Annotated in this window: 25 protein-coding genes; 9 read left to right on the forward strand and 16 right to left on the reverse strand. The window is 68.1% G+C overall.

Translation table 11 applies throughout. From position 1 onward, the window contains the following. Positions 1 to 4 precede the first annotated feature (4 nt). The 3 genes from VFA08_04805 to VFA08_04815 are packed head-to-tail and all read right to left on the reverse strand — an operon-like array spanning position 5 to position 4,988. On the reverse strand, positions 5 to 1,699 hold the full coding sequence (locus VFA08_04805) for an alkaline phosphatase family protein (GenBank protein HYZ12909.1): 1,695 nt from the start codon (positions 1,697 to 1,699) through the stop codon (positions 5 to 7). After that, a complete protein-coding gene (locus VFA08_04810; GenBank protein ID HYZ12910.1) occupies positions 1,696 to 3,330 on the reverse strand; it encodes an alkaline phosphatase family protein in 1,635 nt (544 codons plus the stop codon). Before VFA08_04810 ends, VFA08_04805 begins: the two co-directional genes overlap by 4 nt. Next, complete coding sequence (locus VFA08_04815) at positions 3,327 to 4,988, reverse strand: alkaline phosphatase family protein (protein HYZ12911.1); 1,662 nt, start codon at positions 4,986 to 4,988, stop codon at positions 3,327 to 3,329. The genes VFA08_04810 and VFA08_04815 overlap by 4 nt, the downstream gene beginning before the upstream one ends. Positions 4,989 to 5,054: 66 nt before the next feature. Between VFA08_04815 and VFA08_04820 the strand changes: the two genes are divergently transcribed. The 3 genes from VFA08_04820 to VFA08_04830 are packed head-to-tail and all read left to right on the forward strand — an operon-like array spanning position 5,055 to position 8,151. Further along, on the forward strand, positions 5,055 to 6,392 hold the full coding sequence (locus VFA08_04820) for a hypothetical protein (protein ID HYZ12912.1): 1,338 nt from the start codon (positions 5,055 to 5,057) through the stop codon (positions 6,390 to 6,392). Next, positions 6,392 to 7,396, forward strand: coding sequence for a permease (locus VFA08_04825; GenBank protein ID HYZ12913.1), 1,005 nt, complete (start codon positions 6,392 to 6,394; stop codon positions 7,394 to 7,396). The genes VFA08_04820 and VFA08_04825 overlap by 1 nt, the downstream gene beginning before the upstream one ends. Next, positions 7,393 to 8,151, forward strand: coding sequence for a TIGR03943 family protein (locus tag VFA08_04830; GenBank protein HYZ12914.1), 759 nt, complete (start codon positions 7,393 to 7,395; stop codon positions 8,149 to 8,151). Before VFA08_04825 ends, VFA08_04830 begins: the two co-directional genes overlap by 4 nt. Here VFA08_04830 and VFA08_04835 read toward each other — a convergent pair. The 5 genes from VFA08_04835 to VFA08_04855 form a co-directional block, all read right to left on the reverse strand. Then, positions 8,136 to 8,609 (reverse strand): Fur family transcriptional regulator, encoded by a 474-nt coding sequence (locus tag VFA08_04835; GenBank protein HYZ12915.1) that lies wholly within the window; start codon positions 8,607 to 8,609, stop codon positions 8,136 to 8,138. The genes VFA08_04830 and VFA08_04835 overlap by 16 nt on opposite strands. Continuing rightward, complete coding sequence (locus VFA08_04840) at positions 8,606 to 9,442, reverse strand: metal ABC transporter permease (protein HYZ12916.1); 837 nt, start codon at positions 9,440 to 9,442, stop codon at positions 8,606 to 8,608. The genes VFA08_04835 and VFA08_04840 overlap by 4 nt, the downstream gene beginning before the upstream one ends. Before the next feature lie 26 nt (positions 9,443 to 9,468). Further along, positions 9,469 to 10,260, reverse strand: coding sequence for a metal ABC transporter ATP-binding protein (locus tag VFA08_04845; GenBank protein ID HYZ12917.1), 792 nt, complete (start codon positions 10,258 to 10,260; stop codon positions 9,469 to 9,471). Further along, positions 10,247 to 11,218 (reverse strand): zinc ABC transporter substrate-binding protein, encoded by a 972-nt coding sequence (locus tag VFA08_04850; protein HYZ12918.1) that lies wholly within the window; start codon positions 11,216 to 11,218, stop codon positions 10,247 to 10,249. Before VFA08_04850 ends, VFA08_04845 begins: the two co-directional genes overlap by 14 nt. A gap of 106 nt (positions 11,219 to 11,324) precedes the next feature. Continuing rightward, positions 11,325 to 12,170 (reverse strand): A/G-specific adenine glycosylase, encoded by an 846-nt coding sequence (locus tag VFA08_04855; protein ID HYZ12919.1) that lies wholly within the window; start codon positions 12,168 to 12,170, stop codon positions 11,325 to 11,327. A gap of 48 nt (positions 12,171 to 12,218) precedes the next feature. Here VFA08_04855 and VFA08_04860 point away from each other — a divergent pair, with 48 nt between their 5' ends. Continuing rightward, on the forward strand, positions 12,219 to 12,587 hold the full coding sequence (locus VFA08_04860) for a CBS domain-containing protein (protein HYZ12920.1): 369 nt from the start codon (positions 12,219 to 12,221) through the stop codon (positions 12,585 to 12,587). Between the two features lie 16 nt (positions 12,588 to 12,603). Here the strand turns inward: VFA08_04860 and VFA08_04865 are convergent, their stop codons facing one another. Next, complete coding sequence (locus VFA08_04865) at positions 12,604 to 12,792, reverse strand: hypothetical protein (protein ID HYZ12921.1); 189 nt, start codon at positions 12,790 to 12,792, stop codon at positions 12,604 to 12,606. An 82-nt stretch (positions 12,793 to 12,874) separates the two neighbouring features. Next, positions 12,875 to 14,044: an acyl-CoA dehydrogenase family protein gene (locus VFA08_04870; GenBank protein HYZ12922.1), complete on the reverse strand. Its 1,170-nt coding sequence runs from the start codon at positions 14,042 to 14,044 to the stop codon at positions 12,875 to 12,877. Between the two features lie 97 nt (positions 14,045 to 14,141). Between VFA08_04870 and VFA08_04875 the strand changes: the two genes are divergently transcribed. From VFA08_04875 to VFA08_04890, 4 genes are all read left to right on the forward strand, one after another. Beyond that, complete coding sequence (locus tag VFA08_04875) at positions 14,142 to 15,569, forward strand: MBOAT family O-acyltransferase (GenBank protein ID HYZ12923.1); 1,428 nt, start codon at positions 14,142 to 14,144, stop codon at positions 15,567 to 15,569. Positions 15,570 to 15,609: 40 nt separating this feature from the next. Then, on the forward strand, positions 15,610 to 16,746 hold the full coding sequence (locus tag VFA08_04880) for a DUF459 domain-containing protein (GenBank protein ID HYZ12924.1): 1,137 nt from the start codon (positions 15,610 to 15,612) through the stop codon (positions 16,744 to 16,746). Between the two features lie 97 nt (positions 16,747 to 16,843). Then, complete coding sequence (locus VFA08_04885) at positions 16,844 to 17,203, forward strand: YciI family protein (protein HYZ12925.1); 360 nt, start codon at positions 16,844 to 16,846, stop codon at positions 17,201 to 17,203. A 38-nt stretch (positions 17,204 to 17,241) separates the two neighbouring features. After that, the gene (locus tag VFA08_04890) at positions 17,242 to 18,459 is read left to right on the forward strand and encodes an RNA polymerase sigma factor (protein ID HYZ12926.1); all 1,218 of its coding nucleotides are present in this window, start codon (positions 17,242 to 17,244) and stop codon (positions 18,457 to 18,459) included. 471 nt (positions 18,460 to 18,930) lie between these two features. Here the strand turns inward: VFA08_04890 and VFA08_04895 are convergent, their stop codons facing one another. From VFA08_04895 to VFA08_04920, 6 genes are all read right to left on the reverse strand, one after another. Further along, complete coding sequence (locus VFA08_04895; GenBank protein HYZ12927.1) at positions 18,931 to 20,310, reverse strand: TrpB-like pyridoxal phosphate-dependent enzyme; 1,380 nt, start codon at positions 20,308 to 20,310, stop codon at positions 18,931 to 18,933. Positions 20,311 to 20,368: 58 nt separating this feature from the next. Continuing rightward, a complete protein-coding gene (gene zwf, locus VFA08_04900; GenBank protein HYZ12928.1) occupies positions 20,369 to 21,847 on the reverse strand; it encodes a glucose-6-phosphate dehydrogenase in 1,479 nt (492 codons plus the stop codon). A gap of 28 nt (positions 21,848 to 21,875) precedes the next feature. Continuing rightward, complete coding sequence (locus VFA08_04905; protein ID HYZ12929.1) at positions 21,876 to 22,256, reverse strand: Rieske 2Fe-2S domain-containing protein; 381 nt, start codon at positions 22,254 to 22,256, stop codon at positions 21,876 to 21,878. A gap of 34 nt (positions 22,257 to 22,290) precedes the next feature. Continuing rightward, positions 22,291 to 22,926 (reverse strand): CDP-alcohol phosphatidyltransferase family protein, encoded by a 636-nt coding sequence (locus VFA08_04910; GenBank protein HYZ12930.1) that lies wholly within the window; start codon positions 22,924 to 22,926, stop codon positions 22,291 to 22,293. A 113-nt stretch (positions 22,927 to 23,039) separates the two neighbouring features. Continuing rightward, on the reverse strand, positions 23,040 to 23,573 hold the full coding sequence (greA, locus tag VFA08_04915; GenBank protein ID HYZ12931.1) for a transcription elongation factor GreA: 534 nt from the start codon (positions 23,571 to 23,573) through the stop codon (positions 23,040 to 23,042). Positions 23,574 to 23,629: 56 nt separating this feature from the next. Further along, positions 23,630 to 25,069 carry an aldehyde dehydrogenase family protein gene (locus VFA08_04920; protein ID HYZ12932.1) on the reverse strand — a complete coding sequence of 480 codons (1,440 nt, stop codon included), beginning with the start codon at positions 25,067 to 25,069 and terminating at the stop codon, positions 23,630 to 23,632. Between the two features lie 98 nt (positions 25,070 to 25,167). Between VFA08_04920 and VFA08_04925 the strand changes: the two genes are divergently transcribed. Further along, positions 25,168 to 25,947, forward strand: a complete 780-nt coding sequence (locus VFA08_04925) for a glucose 1-dehydrogenase (GenBank protein HYZ12933.1) — start codon at positions 25,168 to 25,170, stop codon at positions 25,945 to 25,947. The last annotated feature ends 2 nt before the right edge of the window (positions 25,948 to 25,949 follow it).

The raw sequence follows: 25,949 nt of genomic DNA on the forward strand, positions 1-25,949 counted from the left end.
GCCCCTACGAAGAACTCCCGCTGACACACGGGAGCGCCGCAAGGATAGACGACGGAAGGGCCGCGGCGAACACGCGCTCGTTCTCGTGCCCCGGGTCCGGGACGTTCTGGTTCTTGAACGTGTCCGCCTGCGTCAGCTCGAGCAGCCACTGCGACACGTCGGCGAGTGTGTGCCCGTTGTCGCGCAGCTCGTCTCGGTCGAGCCAGATCTCCGACGGGCGGACGCGTTCGACGACGGCGACGTCGTCGCCGTCGTCGAACGCGTCGCTGAGGCCGGTCTCCAGCTTGGCCACGTCGATCTGGAACGCGCCGGACACCTCTGGGTCCGGCTGCGTGCCGTGGTCCGCGGCAAGCACCATGACCCACTCGCCACGACCCACGGTTCGATCGAGGAACTCGACGAATCGTTCGAGCGCAGCGTCCTGCGTGGCGACGGCATCGGACATCTCGATTCCGTCAGCGCTGAACAAGTGCCCGATCGTGTCGATCGCCTTGTAGTTCACGTACAGGAGGTCGGGGACGTCGTCCACGCCGAAGCGCTCGCGCTCGACCAGCCGCTCGACCAGAGCTTGCTGGAACGGCGTTCGCGCCGGCGTGTCGAAGCCGTTGGAGAGCTGCTCGATGGAGTTCCCCCGCCACATGCCGTCGCGGGCGCCATCGGCCCGATCGACCTCTTCGACGTAGCGCGACAACGGGGGAAGGTCGTTCACGTACGACGGCAGCTCGTAGAACGGCGCCATCCCGCTGGTGAGGTTCCACTGGACGCTCTCGGCTCCCGCGGTCTCGCCGAACTCCTTCTCGCGGGTCACCGCGAGATCGCGGTCGGCCCCGCCCCACTGTGAGCCGTGGCTCATCATCATCACGTGCGCCGCGAGCGTCGCGATCGCTCCGACTTTCGGGCGGTTGCCCATCGCCCGGTCGTAGAGATCGGCCAACGTCGGCTCCAGCAGAAAGGCCGGCCCGTTCGCGTTCGGCTTCTGGAGGAACCCATTCACGCGCATGTATTCGTCGACGAAACCGTTGTGAACGGGAAAGGCGCCCGTACCGATCGTCGCGTGGCCGATCGGCGTGTTCGACGGCGACGCGCCGACGGTCGCGTTCGTGAACCACGCACCGTGGGGCACGAGCGACGCGAGGTACGGCCAGCTGTCCGGCCACCGCTCGAGCACGTTCGTCCCGCCCGAGTCCCAGATCAACGTGACCACCAGGCGCGGGAGGTCACGCTCGTCGTCGGGAAGCAGGGCCTGCGTCTGTGCGGCCCCGTCCGGTGCGACGAAGGGGAACTTCAGCAGCGCCGCCGTGGTCGGCGCAACGTCCGCGAGCGTGATCGGCGCGTCGTAGGTCCCGGGACGAACGAACCCCGGCCCATACAGGAAGACGGGGACTTCCTGCGTGTAATCGAACGGCGTGGCGTGGGTGAGACCGCCCGAGACGAAGTTCGGCTCGATGGGGATGATCTGAACGTCCCCGCTTCGATCGAGCCGAACCCCGCGCCACGTCCGAAGCAGCACGTCGCGATCGATCGTGCGACACGCGTCCCCGGCCAACGAGCTCTCGCGGGCGACCGGCGACGTAGCCGTAGTCGGTGGCGTGGTGGCGCGGCGCTGCGGCGAGGGGGACGGCGATCCACCGTTTCCGGTGCACGCGACGAGGACGAGAACCAGCGCCAGAGCGGCGCCGGTAGGAACGCGCGGCGTCACGCTCGCGCCTCGGGCAGGCACTCCAGGGTCGGCAAGTCCTGGATCGGGAACGCCGCGGCGAACACCCGGTCGTCGCGTTCGGATTCGGGAACGACGCTCGGATCGGAAGCGCCCTGCGCCTTCGTGTACTCCAGGAGGAACCGGGCGATATCCTCGAACGTGTAGCCGCTCGCGCGCATCGCCGGTTCGTTCACGTAGATCTGGCTGGTTCGGACCGCCTGGAACACCGACCCCTCGGTGGACGAGGGGAACGCCCCCTCCAGGTCTTGCTCGAGCTGTCCGGGAGTGACCTGGAATGCGCCGGAGACGCGCGGGTCGTACTGCGCGCCGTGATCCGCCGTGAGCACGAGCGCCCACCGGCCGCGGCCGACGGTCTCGTTCAGGAACCGGATGAACCGTCCGAGGTCCTCGTCCTGCGCTCGAAGCGTGTCCCGCATCTCCGGGCTGTTCACGCTCCAGATGTGGCTCACGTGATCGATGGCCTTAAAGTTCACGAACAGCAGGTCCGGGACGTCGTCCGCGCCGAATCCCTCTCGGTCGATCACCTCGGCCACCATGTCGCCCTGGTAGGGGATCCGTGCCGGCGTCGCCCATCCCTCCTCGTATTGCTCGATGGAGTTCGTGCGCCACTTGCCGTCGAGCGCACCGTCCGCGCGATCCACCGCGTCCACGTAGGAAGACAAGGGCGGCAGGTCGTTCACGTACTCGGGGAACGTGAAGAACGGGACGTTCTTGCCCTGGAGGTTCCACTCCGTCCCCTCGGCGCCCTCGTTGATCGAGCGTCCGGGGACCCGGAGCACGGCGATGTCGCGATCGCCGCCACCCCACAGGGCGCCGTGGCTCGCCATGTTGAGGTGCCACGTGACCGACGCCAGCGCTCCCACGAGCGGCTCGTTGCCCATCGAGCGGTCGTAGAGGTCGGCAAGCGTCGGCCGCATCAACAGCAGCGGGCCGAGCGCTCCGGCCCGGACGAGGTCGGGACCGATGCGGAACTCGGCGTCCGTCTGTCCCGTTCGCATGGGGAAGGCGCCGGTGCCGATCGTCGCGTGCGTGGCCGGCGTGATCGACGGGCTCGAACCGACGGTCGCGTTCTCATACCAGACGCCGCCGTCGACGAGAGACCGAAGAACGGGCCAGTCGTTGGGAAAGGTGTCGAGGACGCCGATGCCGCCCGCGTCCCATACGAGCGTCACGATGAGCGCCGGAGGCGTTCGCGGCGCGGGGATCTCCTCGAGCGCGACGCCGTCCGGGGCGCGGAACTCGAAGTCGAGGAGCCCCGCCTGGGTCGGCGCGATGTCGGCGATCGTCACCGGGCGCTCGACGCGGCCAACCGCGGGGATGATCCCCGGGCCGTACCAGAGCAGCGGAACGTCCTGCAGGTAGTCCCACGGACCGGAATGCGGAAAGTTCGAGCCGACGAAGTTCGGCTCCTGCGGCACGAACGCGATCTGCCCGGAACGACTGGGATCGGTGCCGCGCCAAACTCTGACTAGGTACTCGTGGGGCATCGCGCATGCCGCACCTTCGATATCGTCCGAAACGGCTCGCACCGGCGCCGCGGGGACGAACACACTTGCCGCGGCGGTGACGAAGGCCGCAGCTGCCAAGGCCGTGAGCGCGAGCGGTCTCACGTTCTCGCTTCGGGAAGACACTCGAGCTGCGACATGATCGCGGACGGGAACGCCGCCTGGAACACAGGGTCATCCGCTTCCGAGGCCGGTACGACCACGCCTGGCAGCTTCGTGTCGGCCTTGGTCAGCCCCATGATCCACTCGCTCATCTCCTCGAGCGTGTGACCGTTCTGGCGAAGCTCGGTCTCGTTCACGAAGATCTGTGTCGGCTGGACGAGCTCGATGAGCCGCACATCGTCCTGATCGTCGAAGCGACGCGCGAGCCCGTTGACGATCGAGGTCGTAGAGATCTGGAACGCGCCGGTGACGTCGGGGTCCGGGAGCGACCCGTGATCGGCGGTGAGGACGAACGCCCATTGACCCTCGCCCACGGTTTCGTCGAGGAACTCCACGAGGACCTGGAGCTGTTCGTCCTGCGCCTCGACCGCGTCGCGCATCTCCGGACTGTTCACCGTCCAGACGTGGCTGATGTAGTCGATCATCTTGAAGTTCACGTAGAGCAGGTCGGGGATGACGTCGTCGCCGAACCCCTCGCGTTCGATCAGCTCCATCAACACGCGCGTCTGGTAGGGGATTCGCGCGGGAGTGTCGAACCCACGAAGGAGCGGCTCGATGTCGTTGTTGCGCCACCGGCCGTCGATGCGCCCGTCGGCCGCGTCGACGGCCCGCACGTCGGCCTCGAACCCGCCGACCTCGTTCAGGTACTCGGGGAACCGGTAGTACGAACGGAGAGCAGGCGTGAGGTTCCATTCGAAACCCTCGGCGCCGAGCGTTTCGGCGCCGACCTTCTCCCGGACCACGGCGATATCCTGGTCGCCTCCGCCCCACATCGATCCGTGACCGAGCATGCCGAGATGGATCGACACCGTGCCGAGCTCGCCGACGACGGGGTCGTTGGCCATGGCCAGGTCGTATACGTCCGCGAGCGTCGGGTCGATCAGGTAGGTGGGTCCGCGCGCCCACGGCGTGGTCAGGTCTTCGCCGATGCGCAGCCGGTGCGCCACGATGCCGTGGTTGTCAGGGAACGTGCCGGTCCCGATCGTGGCGTGCGTCTGCGCGGTGGACGTCGGTGACGATCCAACCGTGGCGTTGTCGTACCACGTGCCGTTCGGGATGAGCGAGTCGAGGAACGGCCACGCGTTCGGCCATCGCTTCAGGACGTTTCGTCCGCCCGCGTCCCAGACGATGGTGAGGATCAGCCTCGGCGGGTCGGCGGAGCTGATGAGCGCCTCGTGCATCGGCGAGCCGTCCGGAGTCCTGAACGGAAAGTCGAGCAGCGCCGCCTGCGTCGGCGCAACTCCGGCGAGCGTCACCGGACGCTCGACCACGCCGGCCGGAGCGATGTGCCCTTCGCCGTACCAGAACATCGGAATATCCTGCGCGTAGGGCCACGGACCGACGTGTGGAAGCCCTGAACCAACGAAGTTCGGCTCGATCGGGAGGATCTGCAGCTCGGCGCTCCTATCGTTCCGGTTGCCGCGCCACGTCGCGAGCAACCACTCGTGCGGGATCGAGCACGCGAGCTCGGCCAGCTCACCCGTCGCCGTTTGAGCCACTCCAGCGCGAGCGGCTCCTGGCTCGTCGAACGGTTGTGCCGCGCACGCCGAGACGAGGAGCGATGCGGCCGCGGCCAGCGCGAGACAGGGGGAGGCGGCCACAGACGGCATACGAAACACCACCGTGCGTGGAACGACAACCCACCCACCGGTTTACCGTGGACGAACGTGAACACGCGCAGGTTGCTCGTCCTGCTCGCGGTCATCGCGGCGATCGGCCTGCCGGCGGCCGCGCTGCAAGCGCTCTGTGTCGGCCGATCCTGCGATGCGGGAACGAACGAGACGCCGCGCGTGCCGTTCTGCCCCCTCGACGCCAAGCTCCGCCAGCTGATCGCGAACGGGTATCGCGAGGGACGCTCCGCCGACGTTCTCGGCGTAGCGGGTGACGTACCGATCTTCACCGAGCTCGGCGGCACGAGGATCGCGTGGCCGAGCGCCACCGCCGACACCCGTGTGCCCATGGTGTTCTGGGGCTCGGGCGTCGCGTCGGGCGCGGCCATGCCGCGGAACGTCGGGCTCGACGGGATCGCGCCGACAGTGAGCGAGATCCTCGCGTTCCACCGGCCGTTCCCGGACGTTCGTTCCGGAGAGAGAATCCAACGAGTGGCGGCGCGAAAGGGATCGCGACCGCGCCTGGTCTTGCTTATCGCGTGGGCGTCGACGGGAGCGGCGGACCTCGAGGACAACCCAAACGCGTGGCCGTACCTCCGATCGCTCATGGACGACGGCGTCGGAACCCTCGACGCGACAACGGGGTCCTTGCCGCTCGATCCCGCTGCGACGCTCACGACGATCGGGACGGGTGGGCTCCCGTCCCAGCACGGCATCACCGGCTCGTTTGTCCGGAACGACGTGTCCGGCTCTCACGCCGGCGAGGTGCATGAAGCGTTCTCCGACGGTGCCCCGGTCCACGTGATCGCCACGCTCGCCGATGATCTCGAGGAACACTCCGACCCGCGAACGCTCGTCGGTCTGATCGCGGCGGACGAGCGCGACCGCGGGTTGGTCGGCGGCGGGTGGTATCCGGGCCAGGATCCCGTCGACGTGGTGTACGGCGACGCCGCTGCGGCCCCCCTGGCGTTCGACGTGGACCTCGCGTCCGGCTACGGGGCGGACGCCGTCTCCGACCTCATCGGCGTCGTGCTTCACGGTGGCATCCACCGCCTCGATCGGTTGACGCGGGAGATCGTCCGTTCGGCCGAACGCGCGACGAATCGTTCCGTCCTGGTCGTCGTGGCCGGCACCGGGACCAGCGAGAGACATCGACTCGCGATGCCCGACACGACGCTCGTCCACGCCGTCGAGGACGCTGTTCCCGGCACCCGCCGTGCCGTCGAGGCGACGGTCGCCGGCGGGGTCTACCTCGATCAAGCCGTGCTCACCGAAACGGCCGTAACGGGCCGGGCCGCTGCCGACGCGATGTTGGACGTGACGAGCTCGAACGGGGAGACGATGATGGTTGACGCCTTCCAGGGGTTCGCCGTCTCGTTCTCGAGGTACTGCTGATGGCACTCGCCGCACCTCATTCCCGTCCGGTCACGGCGCGCACGGTGATGCTCGTTGCGACCGCACTCGTCCTCGGGACCCTCTCGCTCCGCGCGCTCGACCCCCAGCGCGTGGCGTGGATCCGTTCCTACATCGTGATCTTCGGATCGCTCCTCGTTCAGGCGCTGCCGTTCGTGACGCTTGGCTCCCTCGCCGCCGCGTTCGTCGAGGTGTTCGTGCCGATCGGAACGCTCGAGCGGCTCGCCCGACTGCCGCGTCCCCTGCAGCTTCCGGCCGCCGCGCTCGCGGGAGTCGCGTTTCCCATTTGCGAATGCGGTTCCGTCCCGGTCGCGCGACGGCTCGCACAACGAGGGCTCATGCCGTCCGCGGCTGTCACGTTCATGCTCGCGGCGCCGGTCGTGAACCCCGTCGTCATCGCGTCGACGTTCGTCGCGTATCGGGCGCGGCCGTCGACGTGGACGATGGTGGGCGGGCGGTTCGCGCTCGGCATGCTCGTCGCCATCGCCGTCGGCTGGGTGATCGGCAACCGGTCTGTCGATGAGCTCCTCAAACCGAATCCCGAGGACGTGCACGAGCGGCATCTGCGGGTCGAACGGCCCGAGGCACGCTGGCGGCGGTTCTTCTCACACCTCGGCAACGACTTCCTGTTCATGGGCCGCTATCTGATCCTCGGCGTGACGATCGCCGCCGCGATCCAGACGTTCCTGCCCGCATCTGCGCTCACGAGCGTTTCCGGCGTTCCGATCGTTTCGATCGTCGTAATGATGGTTCTCGCCGCGGCCCTGTCGCTGTGCTCGGAGTCCGACGCGTTCGTCGCCGCCTCGTTCGTGCAGTTCGGACCCGCGGCGCAGCTTGCGTTCCTCGTCTCCGGACCGATGGTCGACACGAAGCTGCTGGCCCTCTACGCAGGCACCTTTCGCCGGGGGTTCGTTCGCGCCGTTGTCGCCGTCGTCTTCGTGACGACGCTGGTCTCGACGTTGTGGCTCGGAGTGATAACTGGATGAGCGAGGTCGTCGAACACGGCGGCATCGGCGTCCGGGCGGCGCACTCGACGCGACAGCGCTGGAGCGCGGTTCGCGTGGCCGGGGCCGTCGCTCTCGGCGCGTGGGCGGCGGCGTTCTGGTTCCTGCTCGTCACGGGACGCGATGCGCTGTACCTGTCGACGCGGACGGAGTGGGTCGTGCCCGTCGCCGCAGGGCTGCTCTCCGCGGCGACGTTCGGCCGTCTCGCGTCCGCTCGATCGAGCCACTCCGAACCGCTCGGCCGTCGAGAGCTCGGCGTCGTCGTCGCCACGATCGTTCCGGTCCTCGTGCTGACGGCCCTGCCGGCGACGACGCTCGGCTCGTACTCGGCCGGTACCCGTTCACCGGTTTCTGGTTCGCGGTTCTCGGCGTCGCCCGGCGACGTCGCCACCGGCGAGCTCTCGCTCGTGGACGTGGCCGCCGCGCAGACGACGCCCGAGGCTGAACGAGCGCTGGCCGGCCGAGCCGGCGAGACGGTGACCTTCGTGGGCTTCGTCGCTCGGTACGGCAGCACCCTGGCCGACGAGTTCATGCTCACCCGGTACGTGGTGTCGTGCTGCGTGGCAGATGCCACCGTGGCATCGGTTCGCGTCGTCAACGTCACGCCGGGACGGTTAGACGAGAACGATTGGGTCGAGGTGACCGGCACGATCTACCCGATCGGTCGAGAGGTGATCGTCGACGCCACGTCGGTGGGCGGCGTCCCTCGACCGGACCGGCCTTACCTCTCGGCCTGACGAGACGCCGTTGCGCGGCTTCTGTTCCCCGCGCATCGGCGACACGTGCCGATCACGTCGAGCCGGTGTCCTGCGGCGGAGAATCCGCTCCTGCCTGCGACGTCGGACACCGTCTGCGCCATGAAGCGCTCGAAGCTCGGCGGCACCGTCACGTCCTCGACCGTCCCGCAGCTGCGGCACACCAGATGGTGATGGTGCTCCGTCAGGTCCTCGGCGAGCTCGTATCGCGTGAACTCCTCGCCAGTGACGACGCGGTGCACGACGCCAGCATGCTCGAGCACGACGAGGTTCCGATACACGGAGCTCTGGGGCAGCCCACTCGGCCCACCCGAGAGATCTGGTGTCGCGACCGGGTTCCCCGCCTGCCGTAGCGCCTCGACGAGCGCGCGGCGCTTCGGCGTGTAGCGTTGACCTACGGCGCGGAGCCGCGCCTCGACCACCTCGTCGATCCGACTCATGGACCTGACCCCTCCGCGCGAAGTCGCGGCACCCTCCCTCTCTTCACGAGCGCGATTACGGCGAACGACGCCGATGCCAACAGGACGATCGTCCCGCTCGGCGCGAGCCCCCAGATGCGCGACGCGGCGAGGCCGAGCACGACCGCCGCCACGCCGATGACGACGCTCGACCAGAGGGTTCCGCGGAACGAGCGAGCGAGCAGCTGACCGCTCGCGACGGGGAGCACCATCATCGCGGCCACAAGGAGGATCCCAACGATCCGCATCGCCGCGACCACGGACACGGCGATCAGGACCGCCAGAAGCGCGTTCACGAAACCGACCGGCAAACCTGCGACGCGCGACCACTCCTCGTCCGTGACCACAGCGAACAGCACGCGCCTGAGGAACAGCATGATGAGCACGATCCCCGTACCGAGCCCGAGGATGACGGCGATCTCGGAACCGTCGACCGTGAGCGGCTGGCCGAACAGATAGGTGAGCAGGTTGGCGTCGAGTCCGCCTCCCAGACCAACGAGAACGACTCCGGCGGCGATCCCGGAAAAGAAGAAGAGCGCGAGCGCGACGTCCCCGGACGCCGAGCCGCGGGCGCGCAGCCACTCGAGCCCGAGCGATCCCACGACCGCGACGGCGAGCGCGCCCCATACCGGCCAAATGCCCGCGACGAGTCCCAGGCCGACGCCGGCGAACGCGAGATGGCCTATCCCGTCACCGATCAGCGACATCCTGCGCTGAACAGCGAAGGTTCCGATCATCGGCGCGAACACGCCGACCGCGACGCCAGCGACGAGCGCGCGCTGCATGAACGACAGCTCGAACGGATACGGCAGCACGTCGATCGCTCGAGCGAAAGGAGAGATCAGCGGAGGCCCTCGAGCCAGAGGGGCAGGTCCTCGTGGTGGATCCCCAGGCTCACACCGGAGGCGGCGAGGTCCGACGGCTTGCCGTCGAACAGCACGCGCCGCTTCAAGACGATGACGCGGTCGAGCTCGCGCGCAACGGCCGACAGCTCGTGAGAGACGAGCAACACGCCGGCGCCGTGTTCGTCGATCAGGTGCGTCAGCGACTCCCTGAACCGGCGCTGCGATTCGGCGTCGACGCCGGCGATCGGTTCGTCCAGCAGCAGGAGCTCCGGCTCACTGGCGAACGCCCGCGCGATGAACGCTCGTTGCTGCTGACCTCCCGACAGCTCGTTCAGCGGCCGGCGCGCGAGGTCCTTCAGCCCGACCGACGCGAGCGCGTGGTCGATCTCCTCGCGGTCCTCTCGACGGAACGCGCGCCACCATCCACGACGAGCGAGGCGTCCCGCGCCGACGATCTCGTCGACCGTTGCGGGAACCTCCGAATCGAGCACGGGGCGCTGTGGAACGTATCCGATGCGAGCCCGCTCGCCGACGCGCGCCGGCGGCTTTCCGAACAACCGAACGCTTCCCTCCCACGGCGCGATCGAACCGAGGAGCACCTTGAGCAGTGTCGACTTCCCCGAACCGTTCGGCCCGACGAGCGCGACGAACTCCCCGCGCCGCACGACGAGGTCGACGCCCTCCACGACGGGAGTTCTGCCGTACCCGAACGTGACGCCTTCGGCCTGAACGAGGACGTCGTCGACTAGGTCGGTCCGAACGGCGACATGTCGGTCAGGCGCAGCCAAGTCCGTCCTCGAGAGCAACGAGGTTTTCCCGCATCACCGAAAGGTAATCCTCGCCGGCGTCGACCTGCTCCTCCGTGAGACCTTCGAGCGGATTCAACACCGCGGTCCGGACGCCGGCCTCAGCGGCGAGCGTCTCGGCGACCTCCGGCGACGCGAGCGCCTCGGTGAAGATCGTCGTGACGCCTTCGCGCTCGACGAGGTCGCGAAGGTCCGCGAGGTGCGCTGGATCGATCTCCGCCTCGGGCGAGATCCCGGAGATGGGGTGCTGCTCGAGCCCGTACGCTTGGGCCAGATATCCGAACGCCGCGTGGTTCACCACGAGCGGACGGCCGGCGCAGCTCTCCAGACCCGCGCGGTAGTCCTCGTCGAGCGAACGAAGCTCGGCGACGAACGTCTCGGCGTTCTCGCGGACCACGTCCGCCCGCTCGGGCGACACGGCGGCGAAGACGTCGGCCACATGATCGACGATCTGCGCGTACAGGATCGGGTCGAGCCACACGTGTGGATCCGCGGTGAGCTCCGCCTCACCGTGGTCTTCTTCGCCCTGGTGCACCTCGTCCTCCGGTGGCGGTTCGAGCGTCTGGATCCCCTCGAGGGCGTCGAGGGCGCGCCCCTCCACGTCCGCGATCGCGTCCTCGACCGCGGGCTGGAACCCGGCCCCGACGTACAGGACGACGTCGGCGGTGAGAATGAGCTCGAGATCGTCGGGGGCGAGCTCGAGGTCGTGAGGCTCGACACCGGGTGGCGTCAGGTTGTGGATCGTCACGTCGGGTCCTCCGACGCGGCGAGCCGCCTCGGCGAGCGGGTAGAAGCTGGCCACGACGACGACATCTCCTTCCCCGTCCTCCGCAGCACCACTCCCGCACGCCGCAAACGAAACGGCGACGAGGAGCGCCACCCCGACCGCGATGAACCGCGCCGGAACGCTTCGCCACTTCGATGGCTGGAGTTTGGTCACACGCGTAATGAGAACGATTCCCACTATCAGTGTTGGAACATACGTCTACCCCGTGGTGGTCGTCAACGGTTGTAGCGACCGCTCAGATGGCCGAGTGGCGAGACGATCAGTCAGCGAGCCGAACGCGGCCGGTCGGGCGTCCGACTCGCGCCGCAGCGTCGGCGACGACGAGTCCGTCGCGAACGAGAGCACCGATCGCGTCGACGATCCGTTCGATCGGGAAACCCGACTGTGCCGCGAGCTCGCCGACGCTTGCTCCTCGTCGCCGCAGGACGCGCACGATCCCGCCCCGCACCTGTCGCATCGAACCCTCGAACGGGGCGGCCCGACGCTGTGCTATCCGCCCGCGTCGGGACCTCGAACGCGCCCGGCAATCGGCGGCGATCGGACACGCCTCGCATCGCGGTTCCGGCCGGCAGACTTCGCGACCCAGATCCATGAGCGCCTGGTTCCACTCGGCTGGGTGACCGCGGTCCAGCCAGCGCACGGCCTCGTCGTCGATGGTGTCCCGCCGCACTTCTCCCGGCTCCCGTCCGAGTCGAGCGCGCGCAACGACGCGTCGCACGTTCGTGTCGACCGCCGCGATCGTCGCGCCGTAGGCAAACGACGCAATCGCGGCCGCCGTGTACGGACCGACCCCGGGAAGCCGCTTCAGCTCGTCGGGATCTGCGGGCACTCGTCCACCGTGATCGCGGACGATCGCACGTGCGGCTCCCGAAAGAGCGACGGGGCGGCGGTTGTACCCGAGCCCCTCCCAAGCGCGCACCACGTCGGCTCGCGACGCGTCCGCGAGCGCGGCAACGGTTGGGAACCGGCCGAGGAACCGTTCGAACGCCGGCACGACGCGGGCGGCCTGGGTCTGCTGAAGCATGATCTCTGAGACGAGGACAGCGTAGGGATCGCTCGTCCCGCGCCACGGATACGCGTGGCGTCGCGGCTCGAACCACTTCATGAGGGGTTCCGCGAGGCTCGTTGCACCGTTACGCTTCGCGGGAGGGTCATGGCCACGATCCGGGACGTCATGACGAGCGAGCTCGTGACGGTCGAGCCGGGAACGACCGTCGCGGAGGCGGCCACCATCATGGGTGCGCATCACGTCGGCTCCGCGCTCGTCTTCGGCGACGGCGGGATGGCCGGCATCTTCACCGAACGCGACATCCTCCGGGCCCTGGCGAGCGACTTCGACGCGGCCCGGCACGCGGTCGAGCAGTGGATGACTCCCCATCCCGCGACCATCGTCGCGGACGCCGGTCTCCGCGAGGCCCGCGACCTGATGCTCGAGCGCGGGTTCCGGCATCTCCCGGTGCTGGACGGCGACGACGTGGTAGGGATCGTCTCCCTTCGGGATCTCTCGCGCTCGGACTCGTAACCGCGACGACGTCGGCTCAGAAGCCGGTCCGTGCGCGCTCCGGAAGCTCCGCGGCAGCCTCCTTCAGTGCGGCGAAGACCTCCTTGAACACCTGTCCCGGATAGGACGCCGGCTGGCTGGTCTGTCCGCCCAACGAGCCGCGGACGGCCGACGCCGTGATCTCTACCGCCTTCTCGAACAGGATCCAGTCGAACTCTCGAGCCATGCAACGCCTCCCACTCCGTGTCGGACGACGCCGCGAACGACCGGAAGGGCGCGCGGCGGGCGAAAGGCTACCGAACGGCCCTCTACTCGTACGCGCGAAGGCCGGTGAGCGCCTCGCCGACGATCAGCGTGTGGATCTCGTTCGTGCCCTCGTAGGTGAGGACCGATTCGAGGTTGTTCATGTGACGGATCACGGGGTACTCGAGCGTGATGCCGCTCGCGCCGAGGATCCCGCGCGCTTCGCGTGCAATCGCCAGCGCCTCACGCACGTTGTTCAGCTTGCCCATGCTCACCTGCTGCGGGAGCAGTCGACCCTCGTCCTTCATGCGGCCGAGATGAACCGCAAGGAGCGTGCCCTTGTTGAGCTCGACGGCCATGTCGGCGAGCTTGCGCTGCGTCAACTGGAACGCGCCGATGGGACTTCCCCACTGTACGCGCGTGGTGGCGTATTCGAGCGCGCTCTGGAAGCACGCGCGCGCGGCGCCCATCGCGCCCCAGATGATCCCGTACCGCGCTTCGGTGAGACACGACAGCGGTCCCTTCATGCCGGTGACGCCGGGCAGCACCGCGTCTTGGGGAACGTGGACGTCGTCGAGCGTCAACTCTGACGTGACCGACGCGCGGAGCGACAGCTTGCGGTGGATGTCCTTGGCGGAGAAGCCGGCCGTATCCGTCGGCACCAGAAACCCCCGGATGCCGTCGTCCGTCTTCGCCCAGATGACCGCGAGGTCGGCGATGCCGCCGTTCGTGATCCACGTCTTCGTGCCGTTCAGGACCCACTCGTCGCCGTCGCGTTTGGCGCTCGTGCGCATCCCGCTCGGGTCGGAACCGAAGTCCGGTTCGGTTAGGCCGAAGCAACCGATGACTTCACCTCGAGACATCGGCGGCAGCCAGCGCTCCTTCTGCTCCTCGCTGGCGAAGGCGCGGATGGGGAACATGCACAACGATCCCTGCACCGAGACGAACGATCGGAACCCCGAATCGCCGTACTCGAGCTCCATGCAGGCGAGCCCGTACGAGACCGCGCTCGTCCCCGGAAGGCCGTAGCCCTCGAGATGCATCCCCAGGAGGCCGAGCTGGGCGAGTCCGTTCGCGACGTCTCGAGGGAACTCGCCGCGCTCGAACCACTCGCCGACGTCCGGGACGATCCGTTCGCTGACGAACTGGCGGACGGCGTCTTGGATCGCGCGTTCCTCGTCCGAAAGCAGGCGCTCGATGTCCAAGAAGTCCAGCGGATCGATCGACCGCGCCATGTCGTTCGGCTAGCCTAGCCGCAACGAGAAACCCATGGCCGCCCTTGGGCGGTCTGATCGATGGCCCCACATCGAACGGACCGTTAAAGGACAATTGATGCTCTTCCCCACCACGGATTTCGCCATCTTCTTCGCGATCGCCTTCGCGATGCACTGGGTGCTGAATCCGTACCCCCGGGGTCGGAAGTGGTTCCTCCTCGTCGCGAGCTACGTGTTCTACGCGTGGTGGGACTGGCGGCTCGTGTGGCTGCTCGTGGCGGTGAGCGCGATCGCGCAGCTCGGCGCGCTGTGGGTCGAGCGCCAGGAGGAACAGGCCTCGCGCACGCGCCGGGCGGTCGTCGCTTCGCTGGCATTGCTCCTCCCGCTCGCCTGGTTCAAGTACTACGGATTCTTCGCGTTGAGCCTGGCCAACGCGTTCGAGAGGATCGGTCTGTCGCCGCCGCTCCCACTGCTGCAGTTCGTTCTTCCGGTCGGGATCTCCTTCTACACGTTCATGGCGATCAGCTATGTCGTGGACGTGTCGCGACTGGAGATCACACCGGCGTCCTGGCTCGACGCGTTCGTGTACCTCTCATTCTTCCCGCATCTCGTCGCCGGTCCGATCGTCCGCGGAGAGGAGCTGTTGCCACAGATCCGCAGGCGTCGCGATCCGGAGAGGATCGACGTCTCACGCGCTGCCTTCCTGATCCTCGGCGGGTTGTTCAAGAAGGTCGTCGTGTCGAGCTTCCTGGCCGCGCAGATCGTCGATCCCGTGTTCGGCGCACCGGGCGCCCACTCGGCGCTCGAGACGCTGGTCGCGATCTACGGCTACGCGATCGTGATCTACACCGACTTCAGCGGCTACACCGACATCGCGATCGGCGTGGCGCTGCTGCTGGGGTTCGAGTTCCCGGTGAACTTCGACCGGCCGTACGCGGCCGTCTCGCTCCGCGACTTCTGGCAGCGCTGGCACATCACTCTCTCGAGATGGCTGCGCGACTACCTTTACGTCCCGCTCGGCGGCAGCAAGCGCGGCGAGGTCCGGACCGCGATCAACGTGATGATCACGATGCTGCTCGGCGGGCTGTGGCACGGGGCGGGTTGGACGTTCGTCGCGTGGGGTGGCCTGCACGGGATCGGACAGGTCGTTGGTCGGTGGCGGCGACGCCGCCGCGAACGACTGGGGTTGCCGTTGGACCCGGCATCGGTGACCGCCGTGCTTCGAGCCCGCGTCGTTACGTTCCACCTGATCTGCCTGGGTTGGGTGTTCTTCCGCGCGGGTTCGATCGAGCGCGCGTTCGACGTTCTCGATCGCTTGGTGACCGGGTGGGCCGAGCCGTCGACGCTCGTCACGCCGCTCGTCGTCGCGGCGATCGCGGGCATGTTGCTGCTCCAGAACGTCCCGCGGACGCCGGCGCCGGTGGTGCTGCGGACGTTCTCGCGGCTCGCGCCGGTGATGCAAGGTGCGGCACTGGCGGTCGTGCTGTTCGCCATCACAACGTTGGGGCCGAACGGCGTCGCGCCGTTCATCTACTTCCGGTTCTGACATGGCGGCCGAAGAGCTCCCTCCCGAACTCGCCACACTCGTGGACCCGGACCGGGACCCGGACCGGGCCCCGCGCGAGGACGCCGACCGCGGCCGACGGGTGACTCCGATGCAGGCCGGCGTGACGCTCGCCGTCTGCCTGGCGCTGTGGGCGATGGCGTTTGCTCCGACGCTGGAGAGAACCGCACACACCGCGCCACCAGGGGCACGGCGCGACGCCGCCCTGGCCATCCTCCGGCCGGTCGCCGTGATCTCGGACGTGCTCGCCGTCGGCGACGCGGCGGAGGGCGCGATGCGAGCGCTCGGCCACGACCCGAACGGACCACCGGGCGGCGAGCTGGTCATCCCCGAACTCGAGACGCCGGATTTCCGCCTGCAACCGGGCTTGTCCAACGAGACGCCGACCCCAACGACGACGCAGCCCAGGTCTCCCACGACCTCGAGGCCGACGGAAGGCGGGCGGCGCCGGCCGAGCCCTCCGGTCGACGTAGCCCTCCCTTCCGACATCAGGATCCCCACCGAACGCGATCGTCTCCGCGTCGTCGTGGTCGGCGACTCGCTCTCCCAAGGTCTCGCTCCGGCTCTCGCGGAGCTGTTCGACCCGTCGAGCGCCCGTGTGCTGTCGCTGGGAAGGATCTCCACCGGACTTGCGCGTCCCGATTACTTCAACTGGCAGGGGGCCCTGCGAAGGATCGTCGACGAGGTCCGGCCGGACGTCGTGTTCGTCCTTCTTGGTACGAACGACGACCAGCCCATCGTCACGAGCGAGGGAACGGTCGATCTCGGCACCACCGACTGGACGTACGCGTACCGCGAGCGGGCGGCGGCGTTCCTTCGCGAGGCGACCTCGGCGGGCACGCGCGTCGTCTGGGTAGGCATCCCGGTGGTGGCAGAGCGGGACCGATGGGATTTCTACCGCCGCCTGAACGACGTCTACGCGGACACGGCCGCTGCCGATCCGCTCGCGGCGTACGTCGACTCGTGGCGACTTCTCGAGACGCGCGATGGCGGCTACGCCGCGTACCTTCGGAACGAACGCGGAGTGCTACAGGAGATGCGCGCTGGCGACGGCTTCCACTTCACGCCCAACGGCTATCTCTATCTCGGCCGCGCCGCGATCCGCGCGGCGGTCGAGGCGTTCGGCCTGGCCCCGGCGTCGCTCGAGTTCAGGATCTGAGCGAGGAGAATCTCGGACCGGCTGTCGAAATTGGGTCCTTGCGCTCGTCGCTAGGCTGACCACGGGATCGGGGAAGTCCAACGAGAAGGAGGCACGGATGCGGTATCTGCTGCTGATCTACGGCGACGAGTCGGCGTGGGGTGACATGACACCGACGCCCGAGGCCCTCCAGGGGGAGATGAAGCGATGGGGGGACTACACGGATTGGTTGAAGCAGAACGGCTGGCATCTCGGCGGAGAGGCGCTCGAGCCCACGTCGGATGCGACGACGGTCCGTGAGCAGAACGGCAAGGTCATGACGACCGACGGGCCCTTCGCCGAGACGAAGGAGCAGCTCGGCGGGTACTACCTGATCGACGCGCCGAACCTCGACGACGCGATCGAAGCGGCGTCGAAGATGCCGAACATCCCCACCGGCGGCTCGGTCGAGGTACGACCGATCCAGGAGTTCGACTAGCCGTCGTCGCGACGCACGCGCGCGGGGTCGTCGAGCGCCTGTTCCGCGAGGAGCAGGGACGGGCCGTCGCGACCCTGATCAGGATCCTCGGTGACTTCGATCTCGCCGAGGACGCCGTCCAGGAGGCGTTCGCCGAGGCGCTCAGGACATGGCCCTCTCGCGGGGTGCCGGCGACGCCGGGCGCGTGGATCACGACGACCGCCCGCAACCGTGCCATCGACCGAATCAGACGAGAGCGAACGCTTCGCGAGAAGAACGTCGCGATCGCGCGGCTCGCCGAGCTCGAGGCGCTGGCCGGCGACGAGACGGACGTGAGCGGCATCCCGGACGACCGACTTCGTTTGATCTTCACGTGCTGTCATCCGTCGCTCCCGCTCGACGCGCGCGTCGCGCTGACGTTGAAGACGCTGGGCGGGCTGTCGACCGGCGAGATCGCCCGCGCGTTCCTCGTCGCCGAGACGGCGATGGCGCAGCGGATCGTCCGCGCCAAGCGGAAGATCCGAGCGGCCGGAATCCCGTACCGCGTTCCGCCACCATCGCTCCTGCCCGAACGTCTTCCGAGCGTGCTCGCCGTCGTCTACCTCGTGTTCAACGAGGGGTATTCCGCGACGACCGGCACGCTCGTGCGCACAGCGCTCTGCGACGAGGCCATCCGACTCGGCCGCGTCCTTCGCGCGTTGATGCCGCGCGAGCCCGAGATCGAAGGGCTGCTCGCCCTGATGCTGCTCCAGCACTCAAGGCGCGAAGCGCGTGTCTCGGGTGACGCCGAGCTCGTCGTGCTCGAGGAGCAGGACCGCGCGAGGTGGGATCACGACATGATCGACGAGGGCCTTGAACTGCTCGACGAGGCGCTCGCGCGACGTCGAGCGGGCCCGTATCAGTTGCAGGCGGCGATCGCTGCGCTCCACGCTCGCGCGCCTCGAGCCGAGGACACCGATTGGCCGCAGATCGTCGCACTGTACGTGGCGCTCCGTGCCCAGTCCCCGAGCCCCGTCGTCGACCTGAACCACGCCGTGGCCGTGGCGATGGCAGACGGACCCGATCTCGGTCTGCCGCTCGTCGAGACGCTCGCGTCGGAGCTCGACGGATACCTCCACTTCCACTCCGCTCGCGCGGACCTGCTCCGCCGACTCGGGCGTTTCGACGAAGCCGCGAGCGCCTACCGACGAGCGCTGGAACTCGCGACGAACGAGACGGAGACGTCGTACCTGCGACGTCGCCTCGACGAGGTCACAGCTCCTTCGTCCACATCGTGACCACGTCGCACCAGCTCGCGGGATCGGCGTCGGGCGGCGGGGCCGCGGAGATGATGTACGGCTCGGGCCGCTCGACGTAACCGAGGCGACGGTACAGCCGCCTGGCCGCGGCGTAACCGGGGCCCGTTCCCGTGTCGAGCGCGATCCCCGAAGGTCGGCAGCCCGCCCCGCCGCCTCCACCTGGAGCATCAGCGCGAGACCGATGCCGAGGCGGCGGCTGCGCGGCATGACCCAGAGGTCCTCCACGTGCGCTCGACCCCGCCACTCCAGCAATGAGTCGATCCTCCGGTCGTCGGGGAACGCCAACCCCACGTGCCCGACCGCGGTGCCGCCGAGCCACGCGCCGAAGTAGCGGAATGTCCCGCGTTCCTGGGAGCGGATCCGTCGTTCGTGGAGGCCTCGGTCGCTCGCGGAGGTCCTGGCAGATCACGTCGAGCTCGGCCGCGACGAACGGACGGATCTCGACGTGGCTCAGCCGATCGGCACCTCCGGCAGGCGCGCCAGCGCCGCCTCCTCCTGCGCCGGATCGAACTCGACCTCCGGCAGTCGCGCGTTCAGGTAGTCGTCGTACGCCTGCATGTCGAAGTGCCCATGGCCCGATAGCCCGATGAGGATCACGCGCGACGCACCCGCCTCGCGCGCCGCCACCGCCTCGTCGATGGCTCCCCGGATTGCGTGCGCCGACTCCGGCGCCGGCACGATCCCCTGCGCCTTGGCGAACTGCACCGCCGCGTCGAACACCTCGTTCTGCGAGTAGGCCCGCGCCTCCATGTGCCCCTCGCGAACGAGCAGCGAGAGGGACGGCGAGTCGCCGTGATACCGGAGTCCGCCCGCGTGAACCGGCGCGGGGACGAAGTCGTGACCGAGCGTGTACATCGGAAGAAGCGGCGTCATCTGCCCGGTGTCGCCGAAGTCGTACGCGAACCGTCCTCTGGTAAGCGTCGGGCAGGCCGTCGGCTCCGTCGCCAGGAAGCGCATGTTCGGCCGGTCGCCTCTCAGGCGATCGGCCATGAACGGGTACGCGAGGCCCCCGTAGTTAGAACCGCCGCCGACGCAACCGACGACGACGTCGGGAACCTCGCCCGTCATCTCCATCTGCTCCTTGGCCTCGAGCCCGACGACGGTCTGGTGGAGCAGGACGTGGTTCAGGCACGAGCCGATCGAGTAGTTCGTGTCGTGGTTCGTCGCGGCGACCTCGATCGCCTCGCTGATGGCGATCCCGAGCGAGCCGGTCGAGTCGGGGTTCTCCTCGAGGATCTTCTTCCCTGTCTGGGTCGTCGACGTCGGCGAGGGGCGAACCTCTCCGCCGAACGTCTCGATGAAGATCCGGCGGTACGGCTTCTGCTCGTATGACGCCTTCACCATGAACACCAGGCAGTCGAGATCGAAGAACGAACACGCCATCGCCAGCGAAGACCCCCATTGCCCGGCGCCGGTCTCGGTGGCCAGCCGCTTCGCCCCGGCTTGCTTGTTGTAGAAGGCCTGCGCCACGGCGGTGTTCGGCTTGTGCGACCCCGCGGGCGACACGCCCTCGTACTTGAAATAGATGTGCGCCGGCGTGTCGAGCGCGCGCTCGAGCCGCGTCGCCCGATGAAGCGGCGAGGGTCGCCACAGCCGGTAGACGTCGATCACCTCGCCGGGGATGTCGATCCACTCGTCGCTCGAGACCTCCTGCAGGATCAGTTGCTCGGGGAACAGCGGCGCAAGCAGGTCGGGCGTGACCGGTTGCTTGGTCCCGGGATGCAGCGGGGGGAGGAGTTGGATGCCCGCACGGGCCATCACCGGCAACAGGTTCTGCCACGCAGCCGGGATGAGGTTAGGCGGTAGGTCGAAACGGGTGCGATCGGTCACGGGAGAGCCTCCTCGCTGGGGAACGCGAAGCCTAGCGACCGATGCCGGACACCGCTACTCAACGAGCGACGTTGGGGATCCGGAACATCCCGGTCATGTTGTCCGCGGCGTCGCGCTGGCCCGTGAGGTGCCACGTGCGCGGAGCGATCAGCTGCTCGGCCTCGGGCGGTCCCCATGTCCCCTTCGCGTAGTGGACGATGGGGGGCGGCTTCTCCATGACCGGCTGGAGGATCTCCCATGCGCGCTCGACGGCGTCCTCGCGGATGAATAGGGAGTGATCACCCTCCATCGCCTCCAGGAGCAGCAGCTCGTACGCGTCGAGGATCTCTTGCTGCGCGAAGTCCTCCGCATAGTCGAACTCCATCGTCACTCGGCCGAGCTCCATCTCGGGCCCAGGCTTCTTCGCGTTGAACGCGATGGTGATCCCCTCGTTCGGCTGGATTCGGATGGTCAGGTGGTCCCGCTTGCCGAGCTCGAAGCCTGATCCCTTGAGCACGTCGAACGGAACGCGGCGGAACTTCAGCGTGATCTCGCTCACCTTGTCCTTGAGCGCCTTTCCCGTTCGGAGGAAGAAGGGCACGCCCGCCCACCTCCAGTTCTCGATGTCGAGCTCCATCGCCGAGAACGTCTCGACCGTCGAATCCGGCGCGACGTCGGGCTCTTTCCGATACCCCCGGTACTGCCCTCGGACTACCTTCGACGGGTCGCAGACTCGCGTGGAGCGGAGCGCCTTCACCGTCTCGTCGCGCAGGCGTTCCGGGTCGAACGAGACCGGCGGCTCCATCGCGACGAACGTCATCGTTTGAAACAGGTGTGTCGACATCATGTCGCGGATGTTCCCGGTCTCTTCGTAGAACGCGCCCCGGCCCTCGATCCCGATCTTCTCGGCCACCGTGATCTGTACGTGATCGATGTACCTGCGGTTCCAGATCGGTTCGAACATCCCGTTGGCGAACCGGAACATCAGGATGTTCTGCACCGTCTCCTTGCCCAGGTAGTGGTCGATGCGGAAGACCTGCGACTCGTCGAAGACCTCGTGGATCGTGGCGTTCAGCTCGCTCGCACTCTCGAGGTCTCGGCCGAACGGCTTCTCGAACACGATCTTCGCGTTCTGGTGCAGACCGACCTCGCCGATCCTGTGGATGATGTCGGGGTATGCCGAGGGGGGCGTCGCGCAGTAGAAAAACCGCCCACCGCCGGTGCCGTGTCGCTCGTCGACACGCTCGAGGTGCTCGACGAGCGGCTTCATCGCCATCGGGTCGGAGAAGCCGAGCGGGCAATACGAGAGGTGACTCGCGAATTCCGTCCATCGGGCGCCGTCCACGCCCTGCTTCGAGAACTCCGCGATGTGTTCCCGCGCCTGCTCAACGAACTGCTCGTCGGACATCTCGGTTCGAGCCGACCCGACGATCGCCCACCGCGTGGGGAGTCGGTCAATGAGGAAGAGGTGATAGAAGGCCGGCAAGAGCTTCCGCTTGGTGAGATCGCCCGAGGCGCCGAAGATCACCACGGCCTGCGGGAGCAACTCGGTGCGCATCTCGTCCTCCTGCTTCGTGAAGCGTTCCTCAGACCGGAACGTCCGCCGGCGGTCCGATCTCGATCCACTCATCGTGCACCCGAACCGCGAACACGGTCACCGGATCGAGCGCGGGTCCATCGAGCGGTTCGCCGGTATGAAGGTCGAACGCGCTTCCGTCGCCCGGGCAGACCACCGCGTCCTCGTTCGCGTCGAGCTCACCTTCGGAGAGCGAGCCGAGATCGTGCGGGCACTCGTCGGCAAGCGCGAAGATCTCCTGCTCGACGTGGACCACGGCGACGCGTCCAAGCGTGAGGTCGAACGCGCGCAGCTCGCCCTCGGGGACCTCCGCGAGCGACGCGACCCGTTGATAGTGCTGCTCCGCCGTTTTTACCTCACCATCCGGGCGTGGTCGGTCTGCATCTTCCACGATGCGTCCTCGGCTCGAGCCACCGCGTGCGCGTTCAACCTCCGGCCTCGGTTCGCGCCAGTGCCGCCCACCCTCGCTGCAGGACGGTCACGCCCCCGAGCACGGTGAGGACGGCCAGCGCCGGAAGCAGCGCACCGGGGACGGGGAGACCGATCATCATCGCGATGTAGCGCTCGAGTCGCTGGAAGTAGCCTTCTGAAAGCGTGACGCCCGCGGCCTCGGCCTCGGCACGGATGTGGCTGACGAAGAGAGCGATCACCAGTGTCGCCAGCGCGAGCGCCGCTTCGACGGTATCTCCCTGACCGGCGAGCGACCAGTACAGGCACCCGAACAGGATCAGGTCCGAGACGCGATCGAGGACCGAATCGAGGAACGCGCCGAGGCGGCTGTCCTCGTGGCGGAGGCGCGCGACCGCGCCGTCGAGGATGTCGAACAGTCCGGCCGGGATGAGCAGCAAACCGGGGACCAGCCGGTCGCCGCGGAGGAGCAGCACACCGACCCACACGTTCGTCGCCAGTGCAAGGAGCGTCAACTGCCACGGCTTGAACCCCGCGCGGTATACGCCGGCGAGCGCGACTCGATACGGCCAGGTGAACACCCACCGCATCGGTTTCGCGGCAAGGCCGGTAGCGCTCCGCGGCGCCGGCATGTCCTTGACTCGGGGGGCCAACGCTCGCTCATCCGCGCTCGCTTCTTCGCGCCTTCGCATGCCCCGAACGCGATGGGAGCCGCCGCCTCGATCCGTCACTTCGGTGAGGCTACTCCGCGATGGATCGCGAGTTCCTACGCGCGCGGCTCGAGCCGCATGACGACGTAGTGGAACGTGCCTCCGGGAGCCTCGTACGCGACCTTCTCCTCCAGGCGAGCTCCGAGGATCGCGCTGCCGAGCGGTGAGGTGGTCGTGATGGTCCGAACGCCGTTCGCGCGCTCCTCCGCGGACTCCGCAAGGAGGTAGGTCTCGTCCTCGGGATCGTCGTCGTCGAGCGGACGGAGCGTGACGAGCATGCCGGGCGTGACCACCTCGGATGCGGGAGGTGCCTCGACGATCTCGGGGTCGCGGAGCATGCGTTCGAGCGTGCGGATACGCGATTCCATCAACGCCTGCTCGTTCTTGGCGGCGTCGTACTCGGCGTTCTCGCGGATGTCGCCGTGTTCCCGCGCCTCCTTGAGGCGCTCGGCGATGTGCGCTCGGCCGGACGAGGTGAGCTCGTCGAGCTCAACTCTCAGCCGCTGGTAGGCGTCGAGCGTCAGCGTCGCCGTCGGGTCCGAGCCGGCTTTTCGAGGCGGACGTGATGCAAGCTCTTCGGGGAGTTCCATGGGATGCGTCGAGCCTACCAACGGAGGCGCGGCGTCAGCACGCGCTCGGCGGAGCTCTACAGCTCGGAGAAGAACACGTTCTTCACCTCGGTGTAGAGGTTGACCGCGTGCATCCCCATCTCGCGCCCGATCCCGCTCTGCTTGTATCCGCCGAACGGCGCCTCGGTGTGCACGCTGTGCGCGGTGTTCACCGAGAGCACGCCGGTGCGGATGCCCTTCGCCACTCTGATCGCGCGTCCGAGGTCGCGCGTCCAGATCGAGCCGGAGAGCCCGTAGAGCGTGTCGTTGGCGAGCCGGATCGCGTCCTCCTCGGTGTCGAAGGGCATGACGCACACCACCGGCCCGAAGATCTCCTCGCGCGCGACGCGCCACGAGTTGTCGACGTCCGCGAGGATCGCCGGCCTGATGTAGAACCCGTTCGGCGGCTCGGGCGGAACGTCGCCGCCCGTGACGAGCCGCGCACCTTCGTCGATACCGATGTTGATGTAGTCGAGAGACGTCTGGCGCTGACTGGCGGAGATCATGGGGCCGAGATCGGTCGTCTCGTCCTCGGGCCGCCCGACGTGCAGCTCGGCCGTGCGCTTGGCGAAACGCTCGATGAACTCGTCGTACACCGGTCGCTCGACGAACATGCGGGAGCGTGACGTGCAGTCCTGACCGGTGTTGTCGAAGATCGACCACATCGACTTCTCGACGCACAGGTCCATGTCGGCGTCGGCGAACACCACGTTCGCGGACTTCCCGCCGAGCTCGAGCGACACGCGCGTGATGTTGTCGGCCGCCTGCCGCATGATCTCGGCGCCGACCGCTGTCGAGCCCGTGAACCCGACCTTGTTGATTCGGGGATCCGTCACGAGTGCCGTGCCGGCCGTCTTTCCCGGTCCCGGCAGAACGCTCATCGTCTCGGGTGGCAGACCGGCCTCGACCAGCAGATCCGCCAGCATGAGAACCGTGAGCGGCGTGTAGGTCGCGGGCTTGACGATAATGGCGTTCCCGCACGCGAGCGACGGCGCGATCTTCCACGTCGCGATGACGAGCGGGAAGTTCCACGGCGTGATGAGCGCGCACACACCGACTGGTTCGCGCAGCGACACGTCGAGGCCGGGGTCTTGGACGGGGATCGTCTCGCCGAAGATCTTGTTCGCCGCGCCGCCCCAGTACTCCAACGTGTTCGCCACGATCCCCATCTCGCCGCGGGCAGCGTTGATCGGCTTGCCGGCGTTCCGGCTCTCGGCCGCCGCAAAGGTCTCGAGCCGCTCGCGGAACAGCGCCGAGGCTCGCAGGAGCACCCGACCGCGTTCGGTCGCGCTCATCCTGCGCCACGCACCCTCCTCGAAGGCTCGAACGGCGATGTCCACGGCACGCTTCGCATCCTCGGCGCCGGCCTCGGCGACGTCGACCATCGGTCCGCCCGTACCGGGCTCGATCACCTCGAACGTCGAACCGTCCGCTGCTTCCTTCCGCTCACCTGCCAGGACGAGAAGTTCGGTCGCCATACGTATGCCTCCTCTACCGAGGTCACGATGATAGGCACGACGCGATGGCAGCGTTCGGCACGCTCGGTAGCGCTCGTGCGCCCGTATGCTCGCGCCGCATGGGACGTCTCGACGGCAAGGTCGCCCTGATCACCGGCGGCGCGAGCGGGATGGGGATGGTCGCGTCCACGCTGTTCGCGGCGGAGGGCGCTCGCGTCGTCCTCACCGACGTCGCCGACGAAGCGGGTGAAACGGTCGCCAGGGAGATCGCCGAGGCGGGCGGGGAGGCCGCGTACGTCCACGCCGACGTCTCCCGGGAAGCTGACGCCCGCTCGATGGTCGAGGCCGCGATCGAGCGGTTCGGTGCCTTGCACGTCCTGTACAACAACGCGGGCGTGATGCTCGCCGACGACGGATCGGTCGATTCGACGGATGAGTCGATATGGGATCGAACGTTGGCGATCAACGTCAAGGGCGTCGCTTTCGGCTGCAAGTTCGGAATCCCGGCGATGGTCGAGTCGGGCGGCGGGTCGATCATCAACGTCGCCTCGTTCGTCGCGTGGATGGGAGCGGCGACCTCGCAGACCGCGTACACGGCGTCGAAGGGCGCCGTGCTCTCGATGACGCGAGAGATAGCCGTCGAGTACGCGCGACGCGGCATCAGGTGCAACGCGCTATGTCCCGGACCCATCGACACGCCGCTGCTCGCGGAGCTGTTGAGCGATCCGACCCGCCGCCAGCGACGGTTCGTCCACATCCCAATGGGACGGCTCGGGCAGGCCGAGGAGCTCGCCAAAGCCGCGCTGTTCCTCGCGAGCGACGACTCGTCCTACATGACCGGTGCGTCGCTCGTCGTCGACGGCGGGATCACCGCGGCGTACGTGACTCCGGAGGACTGAAC

Source organism: Actinomycetota bacterium (assembly GCA_035640355.1).
Taxonomy (GTDB): domain Bacteria; phylum Actinomycetota; class UBA4738; order UBA4738; family HRBIN12; genus CALGFI01.